Source organism: Caballeronia sp. LZ033 (assembly GCF_031451265.1).
Classification (GTDB): domain Bacteria; phylum Pseudomonadota; class Gammaproteobacteria; order Burkholderiales; family Burkholderiaceae; genus Caballeronia.
On sequence record NZ_JARUXQ010000001.1, the window covers coordinates 3340854 to 3352557 of the forward strand.

13 protein-coding genes and 1 pseudogene are annotated in these 11704 nt (G+C 58.9%); 7 read left to right on the forward strand and 7 right to left on the reverse strand.

Going from position 1 to position 11704, the window contains the following annotated elements; translation table 11 throughout:
- Positions 1-794: 794 nt before the first annotated feature.
- From QCE62_RS15570 to QCE62_RS15580, 3 genes are all read right to left on the reverse strand, one after another.
- Entirely contained in the window at positions 795-1043 is a 249-nt protein-coding gene (locus QCE62_RS15570) for a CsbD family protein (RefSeq protein WP_309919480.1), read from the reverse strand.
- Positions 1044-1114: 71 nt separating this feature from the next.
- Positions 1115-1297, reverse strand: a complete 183-nt coding sequence (locus QCE62_RS15575; RefSeq protein WP_309919892.1) for a CsbD family protein — start codon at positions 1295-1297, stop codon at positions 1115-1117.
- A 219-nt stretch (positions 1298-1516) separates the two neighbouring features.
- The gene (locus tag QCE62_RS15580) at positions 1517-3034 is read right to left on the reverse strand and encodes a PAS domain S-box protein (RefSeq protein ID WP_309919483.1); all 1518 of its coding nucleotides are present in this window, start codon (positions 3032-3034) and stop codon (positions 1517-1519) included.
- Positions 3035-3494: 460 nt separating this feature from the next.
- On the opposite strand from QCE62_RS15580, the gene QCE62_RS15585 reads away from it, so the two are divergent.
- Together QCE62_RS15585 and QCE62_RS15590 are read left to right on the forward strand one after the other, a co-directional pair.
- Positions 3495-4508, forward strand: a complete 1014-nt coding sequence (locus QCE62_RS15585; protein WP_309919486.1) for a hypothetical protein — start codon at positions 3495-3497, stop codon at positions 4506-4508.
- A 71-nt stretch (positions 4509-4579) separates the two neighbouring features.
- Complete coding sequence (locus tag QCE62_RS15590) at positions 4580-4804, forward strand: hypothetical protein (protein ID WP_309919489.1); 225 nt, start codon at positions 4580-4582, stop codon at positions 4802-4804.
- A gap of 115 nt (positions 4805-4919) precedes the next feature.
- On the opposite strand, the pseudogene QCE62_RS15595 reads toward QCE62_RS15590, so the two are convergent.
- Positions 4920-5496 (reverse strand): annotated as a pseudogene (locus QCE62_RS15595) (cytochrome b).
- 266 nt (positions 5497-5762) lie between these two features.
- Between QCE62_RS15595 and QCE62_RS15600 the strand changes: the two are divergent.
- Positions 5763-6194 (forward strand): VOC family protein, encoded by a 432-nt coding sequence (locus QCE62_RS15600; protein ID WP_309919492.1) that lies wholly within the window; start codon positions 5763-5765, stop codon positions 6192-6194.
- Here QCE62_RS15600 and QCE62_RS15605 read toward each other — a convergent pair.
- Together QCE62_RS15605 and sap1 are read right to left on the reverse strand one after the other, a co-directional pair.
- Entirely contained in the window at positions 6184-6726 is a 543-nt protein-coding gene (locus QCE62_RS15605; protein ID WP_309811187.1) for a YaeQ family protein, read from the reverse strand. The genes QCE62_RS15600 and QCE62_RS15605 overlap by 11 nt on opposite strands.
- A 257-nt stretch (positions 6727-6983) precedes the next feature.
- The gene (gene sap1, locus QCE62_RS15610) at positions 6984-7328 is read right to left on the reverse strand and encodes a surface attachment protein Sap1 (protein ID WP_309919495.1); all 345 of its coding nucleotides are present in this window, start codon (positions 7326-7328) and stop codon (positions 6984-6986) included.
- Positions 7329-7728: 400 nt separating this feature from the next.
- Between sap1 and QCE62_RS15615 the strand changes: the two genes are divergently transcribed.
- Together QCE62_RS15615 and QCE62_RS15620 are read left to right on the forward strand one after the other, a co-directional pair.
- Positions 7729-8355, forward strand: a complete 627-nt coding sequence (locus tag QCE62_RS15615) for a LysE family translocator (protein WP_309919498.1) — start codon at positions 7729-7731, stop codon at positions 8353-8355.
- On the forward strand, positions 8352-8822 hold the full coding sequence (locus QCE62_RS15620; RefSeq protein ID WP_309919501.1) for an SgcJ/EcaC family oxidoreductase: 471 nt from the start codon (positions 8352-8354) through the stop codon (positions 8820-8822). The genes QCE62_RS15615 and QCE62_RS15620 overlap by 4 nt, the downstream gene beginning before the upstream one ends.
- A gap of 2 nt (positions 8823-8824) precedes the next feature.
- Here QCE62_RS15620 and mnmE read toward each other — a convergent pair whose 3' ends face one another.
- Entirely contained in the window at positions 8825-10213 is a 1389-nt protein-coding gene (mnmE, locus tag QCE62_RS15625) for a tRNA uridine-5-carboxymethylaminomethyl(34) synthesis GTPase MnmE (RefSeq protein WP_309919502.1), read from the reverse strand.
- A 307-nt stretch (positions 10214-10520) separates the two neighbouring features.
- Here mnmE and QCE62_RS15630 point away from each other — a divergent pair, with 307 nt between their 5' ends.
- Positions 10521-10937, forward strand: coding sequence for a transcriptional regulator (locus tag QCE62_RS15630; RefSeq protein WP_309811766.1), 417 nt, complete (start codon positions 10521-10523; stop codon positions 10935-10937).
- 191 nt (positions 10938-11128) lie between these two features.
- On the forward strand, positions 11129-11563 hold the full coding sequence (locus QCE62_RS15635) for a hypothetical protein (RefSeq protein ID WP_309919505.1): 435 nt from the start codon (positions 11129-11131) through the stop codon (positions 11561-11563).
- Positions 11564-11704: the final 141 nt, after the last annotated feature.

An 11704-nucleotide genomic window follows, 5' to 3' on the forward strand; every position in this document is an offset into this window, starting at 1 on the left:
CAGCGAGTTCACCACATCAAGATATCTAGCCGCTCCACCTGAGGCAATCCTGCGCCCAGGCGCGGACGCCTCTACACACGGCCTAGGCGAGCCGCTTACAGAGCAATTGCGCGTCCTTATGAAGATGCTGACGCAGCTTACTTACCGTGCCAGAGCTGGGCCGTGTTCTTGACGTTGCAGTGGCGGGAGCGGGCACTGACAGTATCGCACTTGCGCATGAATGTCTGAGGCCGCTGAATGCGTTTGATAAATCAAATTTTGCTTTGGGACTTCGCCCAATAGACGCCTGTTTCACGCGGATCGGAGAAGAGGGCAACAGCAATATGCCTCATGGCGGCGCCAATACCGCTGGTCCAAAAGAGAGTGCTTCGCCAGCCGGGATGCGCCTACTGAATGAACCGCGAAACGGCTGCAAGTGCCAAGCCAGACCTGCGAGGCCGAACCGTGGCACTTGTATTTCGCGATCAGCTAGCTAGCGCGATTCACGCCTATAACCCGCGAGAAGAGTAAGCCATATGGTTACGATCGCTTTGACGTTCGGTGATTGGATTGCTCGGCGCGAGCTTTACAAGGCGTCAGGGCGCGGCAGGGCAATCAGCGGACCACTGTCTCAAGCGTGATTTCCCCGCTGAGTGTTGCGGAACCAAATCATCTGCGCGATGGCGGGCTTGTGTGTTGTTCAGGGATCGACGGAGCTAGGGGCAGAAGCTCAAAATGTTCTCAGCAATTCGGCCCAAAGCCGACCAACCAGATCCCCTCGCAGCTCATCTGCAGCAACCTGTCAGAGAAAATGCCTACCGTCGCGCCCAGAGCGCTCCAAGCGCGAAGGCCGCGACAGCGATGCAACCCAAGCTTATGACGGGATTCTCCTTGGTGACATGCCGAACGGTGCTAAGTGCCTCGCCGTAGGTCTGCTGCGCAGCGCCCGCAGCTTGCCGCGCAAGCCCTTCAACTTGAGTCGACGCGTCGTTTGTCGCATCTCCGAGGGCTGCCTGAGCTTTGCCCGCAGCTTTCTGAATCGTGCCTTCTGTTCTTTCAAACATTTTTTGTCCTCGCCAATGATTAGCTGATCGCTGGGTGGATGCAATCGGCCAGCGATCAGCACCGCTGAACGTTACTTCTTTAGCGTGTCTCTTACCTTGTCCGCAGCCTTGCCGACACTCGCTTGCACCTTGCCTTCGGCCTTCTCTGCGGCACCCTTGGCTTCCGTCGTGCGATCGCCGGTCACTTTGCCAATGGCTTCCTTGATGGAACCCTTGACTTGCTTGGCTGCCCCATCGACACGGTTTTTGTCCATCATGTTCTCCTTGAAAAAAGGTCGGCGCATGGTCGGTCACTGCTTTCTCGACGCAAAGAGATGCTCATCACGTCTCATGCGGTCAGCATGCCATTGGCCAGGGGTCAACAACAGATTCGTTTGTACTAGCCTGAGTGATGCAAATGCATGCCGCCCGTCTTCGAGTCGTGGACCGTCTCGCCAATGCTCACAGTCGTTGCTGCCGAAGCCGCTGACGTATCAACGCTCCGACGCGAAATGTCCTCGCGATTGAGCCCAGACGATTGCCTCCGCGCGGCTATGCACGTCCAATTTGGCATAAATCGTCGAGACATGGTTGCGCACGGTGGCATGAGACAGTTCGAGTGCTTTGGCGATTTCCTTGTCCGACAAGCCACGACACAGATGTTTGAATACCTCGCATTCACGCGCAGTCAGGTCAGACAGGTGCGCTCCTGCGTCAGGAGCATTTGCTTTGCGGACGTTAGCCAGCTTCTCGATGAGCGTGCGGCTGAACCAGGAGGCATCTTGCATCACGGTCTCAATGGCCGAGACCAGTTCCATTTCGGAGCGCTTTCGATCAGTGATGTCCAGCAACGCAATCAATACGCAATCTGTTCCATGGATCGTGACAGGCTCTGCGGAGACAAGGCAATTGAGTATGTCGCCGCTCGCCGTTTCGATCTGGAATTCGACGTTCCGGATACTGCCCGTTTGCGCGAGCAGCTCCGTGATCTTGCTGTGAGCGTCATTCTTCCACAACGCTGTTTCATCAATTGGGCGGCCGACGATCTGTTCCGCGGTGAATCCAGTTGTTGTTGTGAACGCTTCATTGATGTCGAGGGTCATTCTTCCTTCCGACGAGTAGAGAACCGTCGGTACCGGATTCATGCGGAATGACCGCTCGAAACGTTCCTCGCTTTGTTTGAGCGCCGTCTCGGCGCGGCGACGAGGTTCGAGATCCATGAACGTAAACAACATGCAGGCTTCGTCGCCAATCTCGATTGGCTGACCGGCGACCACGACGAACTTCGTGGCGCCTTCCGGGAGCCGCAACACGGCTTCCATCTGGGGGACTGTCGCGCCTTGTCGAATGCGCTCGATGCCAAGGTCACGTCGCTCCGCACCCTCTAAAACATCAAGCTCAAGCACAGAGCGACCGACCACTTGTTCCCTGACGTAGCCTGTCATCTCGAGGAAGCCCTGATTCACTTTGATATAGCGTTGGTCTTGCAGCCGGCAGATGAGCGCGGGTGCGGGATTGGCATTGAACGTTCGCTCAAAACGTTGTTCGGCACTTGCCCAGTCACTGGCATCGTGCAAGATCAGAGCCAGACAGTCCGGCTCTTCGTCCGAATTGGTGAGCACGAGACTTCGAATTCGATGAACCCACTGCGAGTCGCTTGCGTTCGTGCGCTCGACCTCAACGACGACATCGCTGAATTCTTCGCCAGCAATCACGCGGTCGAGCGGGTAGCTTCCCGGGAGGACCGGATGATTGTTTCGATATCGCAGGCGGAAGCGCTCGCGGTATTCAGTCACATCGGTGCCTAGCTCGGTCAATTCCGTCACGCCGTGCATTTCCAGCGCTGCCTGATTCGCCCATACGATGGTCTGATCAGGCTCGACCAGGATGACACCTTCGGTCAAGCCACTGATGATCTGATGCAGTTGACGCCGGTCAGTCTGCTTGCGTAGGACCTTGTCGTCGGCTGCCGTCTGAGCGTCTTGATCTGCCCCATCCTTACGTTGACTCATTTTGCTTTCCCCTTCTTCTTATGCTTCGCTTGTCTGACACTTCGGTCGCTTCGACAGTCTTAGCATGAAAACCATCGCCTTCCAGAAGCAAATGCTTCATCTGTACTGATGCGGATGCACCATGGCGTCCTTTCGCTCGATCACTAAACTCTGCATCCAAGCGAATGACGTCTGGCGAGAACCCCTGCTGCGTTCTGTCTGCACCTTCGCAAGCGACGAGGAGTTAGCGAGGAGCGGATGAGCAAGCGGGCAAACAACGAAAGATGACTTCCTGATCATGCTCGTGGGTTTGCCCATCAATGGACAGTTCCTCGCATGCGGCGACCCGATGGTGCGCGAGGCTCTGGAGAAACTGGATCAGGGTTGACGACTAGCCCTGCCTGCCGCGAGGAGGCCCACATCGAGCGGCGTGCTCCATCGCCGCGTGTGGTCGGCTATCACGTAATTTTTAGGAGAATCAATGAAAACGTTTAATTCAACGTTCGCTGAAGAGCGCGGCCGCCTGCCGCACATTTCGTGGTCCGCCGCCTTCGTCGGCTTCGTGGTCGCTCTGATGACATACCTCTTTCTCGCGGTGATCGGCACAGCAATAGGCGCTGGCGCTTTCGATCCTCTCACCAACCGAAATCCGTTCAGCGGATTTGGCACTGCCGCGAGTATATGGGTAGGTGTGTCTACGTTGCTGGCGTTAGCGGTCGGAGGGTTCTTCGCGGGCCGCACCGCTCCTCAGCACGGTGCGCTTCACGGCATGCTGACATGGGCATTGACCACGCTAGCGACACTCTATTTCGTGTCAAGCGCGGCGAGCGGCGTCGTCGGTGCGGCTGCAGGCGTGGCCGGGCAAGGAATATCGTTAGCCGGTCAGGGGCTCGCTGCGGTGACGCCAACGGTCGCGTCGGGTGTCAAGGCAGTGCTTGACCAGAATGGCTTGACACCGCAAATGGGCGACCTCGAGAACCGTCTGAAGACGCTGCTACAGGAGAGCGGGAAATCTGCTTTGTCGCCGAAACAACTTGCTTCCGCCGCTAGCGCCGCAACGGCAGATGGCGCGTCGAGCGCGGAGAGGACGGCTGCCAACCCTCAGAGCGCATCGACAGACCTACAGGAATTTCTCGACCGTCTTAAGCAGAAGGCACAGCCGGCAATGAACGCCGCGGATCGCGACGCGCTTGTCAATATCATCGTTGCTCACACAGGAAAGTCGCGGGTCGAAGCGCAGCAAATCGCGGACAACTACGAACAAACCTACAACCAAGCGATCGCAAAAATTCAATCTCTTAAGCAGGTCGGCGAACAAAAAGCGCGTGAGGCCGGGAACGCGGCGTCGGCGAGCGTGAGTCATGTCGCATGGGCGGCAGCACTCGTCCTGGTGTTGGGCGGAGCCATCTCGGCACTGTTCGGACTGCTGGGTCTGCGGTGGGTCCGCAAGAACGATCAACCTCCCCTACAGCGCGACCAGGCCGAGAGCGCCTGATATCGCAGCGTATCTGAGGCGTTGAGTTTTCCTTCTATGCGGCAAGTGTCTGACCGTTCAGATCGCAAACGATGAAGCAAATGGTCTACGTACTTGTTCTGATCGCCGCGCTTTGTGCGGCACCCGCATTCGCCAAGGGATGCATCAAGAGTGCCGCAGTCGGCGGCGTTGTCGGACACGTAGCAGGACACCATGGTGTGACAGGCGCCGCTTTGGGTTGCGCAGTCGGTCACCACAAAGCCGCCAAGGAAGCGAGGGCCGCTTCTGCCGCTGCCGCGTCGGCGCCATTGAGCTAATTGCAGCAGGCGCGCAGGTCTCGACGCTGAGTGACTGATCGAGAGGCTTCGAGCATGCGGAATCTGCAAAGCGGATTGGATGCGGCTCGTTGTGTGATTTGGGCTTTTGCGGACGCTAGCGGTGTCGAGCTGGATCATGCGACAGCCCTGCGCGGGGGAGCATCCTTTGCAGCACATGGTCCCTTTGAACGTAACGATGGAACAGCGCTGCGACGACATGCAGTCCAATCAAAGCGAAGAGTACCCATGCGAGGATGCCGTGAACATCACCCTTTGCGTGGCCGAATGTCGAGCCTGGTTCGCTCAGCGCTGGGTAGGGCCACCAGGCCCAGCAAGCGGACTGCCCAACTTCGTGAGGATGCGTTGATCCAGCCGAGCAGCGGCACCAGCACTAGGGCGGTGTAGAGGAGAAAATGCGTTACGCGCGAGACGATGCTGAATAGCGGCGGCAGGTCATCTGGCGGGGGCCGATGCGTCAATCGCCAGATCACCAGGACCGCCATAAGGGTGACGAGCGTCGCGCCCACCCCAAGATGCCACGCGATCAGATTAACCGGCTGTGTGTCTCTGTGGACGTCCGGCATTGTCCAGCCGATCACAAATTGCATTGCGATCAACAGGACTGTTAGCCAGTGCATTGTGCGTGCGACAACGTCATATGCCGGACGCTGCAATGCGGGAGCCTTCGCCATTAATGCTCCTCAGGTTGCAAAGACTGCATGAACCGGTTGGATGCGCAGCCTGCCTATCTGAGGCTGATGGCCTGAGAAAAGCCTACGCGAATTCGCTGGATACTAGCGACGTTACCTTTAGGAAAAATGACGCCGGGAAGGGGCGGTTCCGATGCTCGACTCCTCGACTACGAATCCTGAAGGCTTGGCCTAACCCGCCAAGCCTTTCTCATTCCCATCTCTCCCCGCGCTAAACTCCCTCGCAACCCCACCGCGAGCGCCCCACCATGTCCTTCACCATCCGCGAAATCGATCACGTCGTGATCCGCTGCGCTGACCTCGACAACATGGTGACCTTCTACCGCACGGTGCTGAATTGTCCGATCGAGAAGGAGCAGCGCGACCTAGGCCTGATCCAGATGCGCGCAGGCCGTTCTCTGATCGACCTCCTGAGCGTCGGCGCAAAAATCGACCGACCCGACAGCGGCAACCCAGGCGCCGGCCGCAACATGGACCACCTCTGCCTCCGCGTCGAGCCCTTCGACGCCGAATCACTCCGCGCCCACCTGAAAAACCACAACGTAAAAATCGGCGAAGAAGCGCGCCGCTACGGCGCAGAAGGCTTCGGCCCTTCCCTCTACCTGTTCGACCCCGAAGGCAACATGATCGAACTCAAGGGACCGCCTGAAGCGTCAGCCGACAAACCGATCACCCCTTAAGCACGCTCCACCGCAGCTCAACCGCATCGGCCGTCTCGCTACCGAGCGAAGCCTCGCCATCCTGCATCATCAATTGCAGCCGCATCGTCCGTTCGGCCAGCTTGCCTAGCGCGTCGCCGACGCCTTCCTCGAGCGACCAGACCGTCACATTGCGCAATCGGTCGATCTTGCCCTTCACCCCTTGCCACCAGATGTCCGCCGTCCTTCCGGCATAGGCAATGACGATCACACGCCCCGAGCGGCCGCTCGCCTTGGCAATACGCCGTTCGTCCGGCTGCCCCACCTCGATCCACGTCTCGATCTGCCCCGTGAGATCCTTCTGCCAGAGATCGGGCTCATCGGTGTCGGAAAGGCCCTTGCAGAATTCCAATCGTTCGCTCGCGAAGAGCGCGAAGGCGGCAATGCGAACCATCATGCGTTCGTCCGTTTCGGACGGATGGCGCGCGATGGTCAGGGAGTGATCGCCGTAGTAGTGGCGATCCATGTCGGCAATCTGAAGCTCTGCCTTATAGATGGTGGATTTGAGAGCCATTCAGCGTCGGGCGCCGGCTGCTCGGCCGGCGAATCAGGTGAGCAAAAGCGGTCGGTGCGACACACACGAGCACGCGCGACCGGTATTGTGCGGGGAATCCGAGGGAAATGGGAAGACGTGACGACGCACGCGCACCAAAAAGTCCGGCGCGTGAGAAAAGAAGAAGACTTAGGCTGAAATCCGAAGCAAAACACACCAACCGACGCGATTAGAAAATCGCGCCGGACAAATCAAATGCGATTGAAATACAGACCGGATTATTGATCGATGAAACGATCTGCCGTCCACATCCCTTGCGTATCGCTGTTCGACGCATTGACGAACTCGACGTCATGGCCGACGACGCGTAATACACGGAAGTGGGAATCGACTGGCGTCGAGATACATTCGAAGCCTTCGAAATACTGCTGCATCTTCTGATGCTCTCCGGCTTTCTGGTGCTGATCGGCCGAATCAAACTTGTCTTTCGACAAGCATCCATACGAATTAGGCCGGAAGGTGAATGTCTGCTGAGGCTGAACAACGCTGTCCTGGGCTTGCGCGGTGGACGCGATGGCGAACAGGCCGACCATTGCAAAAAGAGCACTGGCGCGTTTCTGCATATATTTAGCCTCCGAACGACTGATCACTCGAAATTAGCTACGTATTTAAAAGCGGATGACAGCAAAAGTCATGCTAGTGGAGTAAGAAAAACTTGCAAGCACAACTTGTGTGCGTCCGCAACACGGCAGAATGTCGCGGCGTGGGTAAATCGCTTCGTCTAATCGCGGTAATTAACCGAAAAAACCTGAAAGGCGGCCAATCGGAAATGAAAGCTTTCAAGCTGCGGCGTTAAGCCGCTGAAAACCGCCCGAAGTAATGAATATTGCACTGCACGATTTCGCGTGCGTTCGCGCGTCGACAGCCAAGCGCAACCGCATCGACCCGTCAAGCTGGCCAGGCGGCCTATTGCCACATCCATGCGTTCATGGATAAATCGACGCTTCGACTTCAGGAGAAAGCATGTCCCTTGCTCAATGGCTGCCGTTTGCAATCGCCTCCGCGATTCTCGTCGCGATCCCCGGGCCCACCGTGTTGCTGGTCGTCTCATACGCGCTAGGCCACGGGCGCAAGTTCGCGCTGGCGACCACGCTGGGCGTTGCCCTGGGCGATCTCACCGCGATGACCGCGTCGATGCTTGGACTCGGTGTGCTGCTCGCGGCCTCGGCCGAATGGTTCATGCTCGTCAAATGGATCGGCGCGGCCTATCTCGTTTATCTGGGCCTAAAGCTGTGGCGAGCGCCGGTCATTGATACCGACGCCGCTCAACCCACCGACGAAGTGCGCATGGGCCGCATCATCGCGCACGCGTATGCCGTCACGACACTCAACCCGAAGAGCATCATCTTCTTCGTGGCGTTCGTGCCGCAATTCGTCGATCCGCATGTCGCGAGCGTGTCGCAGATTGCGATTCTGGAAGCCACCTTTGTCGGTCTGGCGGCAGCCAACGCGTTCGCGTACGCGCTGCTCGCTTCCGGCGCACGCAAGGCGATTCGCAAGCCATCCGTCCAGCGAGCCGTGAATCGCACCGGCGGAACGCTCCTGATGGGCGCGGGCATCTTCGCCGCGGCATGGAAGAAGGCAGCATGAGCCAGGCGGATAACTGGAGCACGACTGCGCGCCGCGCGTATTTCGGGTTGCTGGAAGACTGGAACCGCCAAGACGCTCCCGCGCTGGCGGCGCGCTTCACCGAACGCGGCAGCCTCGTCGGGTTCGACGGCAGTCAGGTTGATGGCCGCGCCTGCATCGAAGCACACCTGCGGTCCATCTTCGAACAACATCCAACGCCGCTTTTTGTCGCGAAAGTGCGCGAAGTGCGGCGCATGGCGAATGGGCAGACGCTGCTCGTGCGCGCGATCGCCGGCATGTGGCCGCGCGGCGGTACCGCGCTCGATCCGAAGCTGAACGCCATCCAGACCATCGTGCTGTCGCTCTGCGACGGCGCGTATCAGATCGAAATGTTCCAGAACACGCCCGCAGCGTTTCACGGGCGTCCGGAGGAGGGCGAAAGGTTCAGCGAAGAACTGCGCGGAGTCGGCAAGCCGCACGGACTGTGAGCTTACTTGCCTATACAAAAGCGGCTGAAGATCACGCCAAGCAGGTCATCGGAGCTGAACTCTCCGGTAATTGCGTTGAGCTTCTCCTGCCCTAACCGCAGCTCTTCGGCAAACAAATCGAGCACTTGCGACCGTTGATCGGCGTGTCCCGCAGCCAGCGCGAGATGTTCGCGAGCCTCGCGCAACGCGATCAGATGCCGCTCGCGTGCCAGATAGACACTCTCGGCGCCCGCCTGCCAGCCGGCGATCTTGAGCAATTCGTCGCGCAGCAGCGCGATGCCGTCGCCATTCTTCGCTGAGAGCTGCACGACGCGAATGTGGCCTTCGGCATCGTGCGCAGCGGCGGGCATGCCGGCCAGATCGGTCTTGTTCATGATCCGCACGACCGGCACGCCCTGCGGAAAGCGGGCGGCAATGTCGCGGTCCGCCACGCTCAACCCCTCGCGTGCGTCGAGCAGGTGCAGCACCACGTCGGCACGCTCGATCTCGCCCCACGTCCGCTCGATGCCAATCCGCTCCACCTCGTCCTGAGTTTCGCGCAAACCCGCTGTGTCGATGATATGCAGCGGAATGCCCTCGACCTGAATCGTCTGCGCCACTTTGTCGCGCGTGGTTCCGGCGATCGGCGTGACGATGGCGAGTTCCGCGCCGGCCAGCGCATTCAACAGTGACGATTTGCCGACATTCGGCTGTCCCGCCAGCACCACCGAAAGACCTTCGCGCAACAGCGCACCCTGGCGCGCGTCGGCCAGTACCGTGTCGAGTTGCTGCCGGATGCGCGCAAGCTTGCCGCGCGCATCGGCGGCTTCAAGAAAATCGATTTCTTCCTCGGGAAAATCCAGCGTCGCCTCCACCAGCATCCGCAGATTGATCACGTCCTCGACGAGCGCATGAATCTCGCGTGAAAACGCGCCTTCCAGCGACCGCCCGGCTGAACGCGCAGCCGCTTCAGTACTGGCTTCGATCAGATCCGCGACGGCTTCGGCCTGGGCGAGATCGAGCTTGTCGTTCAGAAACGCGCGCCGGGTGAATTCGCCCGGCTCGGCCAGCCGAAGGCCGAACGCCCGGCCCACTTCGATCGCGCGCTGCAGCACCAGTTGCAGCACGATCGGCCCGCCGTGCCCCTGCAATTCGAGCACGTGCTCGCCCGTGTACGAGTGCGGCGCAGGGAAGTAAAGCGCGATGCCGCGATCGAGCGCCTCGCCGCCCGCATCCAGGAACGGCACGTAGCTCGCATGCCGCGGCGACAGCGTTTCGCCGCACAGCGCGAGCATCGCCTGTTGCGCCGCCGACGCCCCCGCTCGTCCTAACGACAGCCGCACCACTCCAATGCCGCCACGTCCGGGCGCGGTGGCGATTGCGACGATCGGATCGGTGTCGTTGCTCAACATGACGGCAGTCAAAACGGGGGATGAAGGGTGCGCGCATTGTATCGCGACGACAAATCCGAACCACTTGCCGTGTCAATAGGACGATTCTTGCGCTATCTTATTTGAGATACTCGACTGTATCGCTCCACCAGGCCGCACTGACGAGCGGATCGGCGTATAAGTCAACAATGAAAGGCATTGTTGATGAAATGATGTTGGCGACAAGCAGTAATTTGATCAACGTGAGCAAGATAAATGCGGATGAAACAAGCCATATATAGCGTAACTGGTTGACTTGTAGTCAGCGGATATTTCGCACAATTCGGTCATGCCTACACCACAAGAAAAGGCCGATTTTTCTGAGCGGCTGAAATTCTCGATGACCCGCGCACCTGAAAAGATGCGCGGCGCGACCGATCTCGCATTGCATTTCAATCTGCGTTACCGGGGCGAATCGGTTTCGCCTCAGACGGCGCACAAATGGTTGACCGCGCGGTCGATTCCAACCGCCGACAAGCTGAAGACGCTTTCGGAATGGTTCAAGGTCGATCAGCATTGGCTGCACTACGGCCCGCCGCCGAGCGGCAGTCCGAAGGGTCCGCCCAAGCCGCTGGCCCGTGACGAGAAATATCCGGCGTCGGGCGAGACGCTCGAGCTGGCGACCAAGATCGAGTCGCTGTCGCCGCATCATCGGTATTTGCTCGAAGAACTTATCGAGCAGTTCTATGGGTCGATGAAGCGGTGAGCTTCCCATCCCCTCTTTGGGCAAAGTTTTAAGAAATTAGGATAAATCCGGGGAGGGCTTTGGTCCGCTCGCTTCGCTTGCTGCACGCGGCTTCGAGTCCGATGGCACGGCTCCGGAGGAACGGTAGCCGCTTGGAATCCCTCAGTGCCTGATTGCTCGCGCGTCCGAGGTTTTGGGCGAACCTTTCGTCCATGAAACGCTATATCGACCTTCAGCTTTTTGCGCGGCGCATTGAACTGGCGCTTACCAAGGTGCAGCCCGAACTTCGGCGACTGCCGGCGTTCAAGCGACGGCCGTTCAACGTAAGCAGTGGAACGGATCTCGCGTATGTATGGCTGAGATTATTCGGCGTTGCGATCCGGCCGGCAACTGCACAAGCATGGATCAACGGGGAAAGTCTGCCGTCGCCGCAGAACTTTGAACTTCTGGTGAGGCTCGTCGGTAAATCCAAGGCGTGGCTCGTAGGTTGGGAGAATGAAGACCCCACTTCGCTGACGCAACTGGAAGCCGCACAGCCTCCCGCACCCTACGGGGCTCGCGAGCCCCGTGCGCAAGCGCTCGCGCTGATCGACGAAGCGCAGCAGGTCATCCGCACACTGCGCGCAATCGTGGACAAGCGTCTCTGATTCATCGCCAACAAGCCATCACCCAAATAAAAAACGCCCGGCAAGTGAACTGCACCCCAAAAGTTGGACACCAGTCCAACGATTTGGGGTGTTTTTTCATGAGCAAGCACAGCGCACGATTCAAGCAAGCAGTCGTCAAAG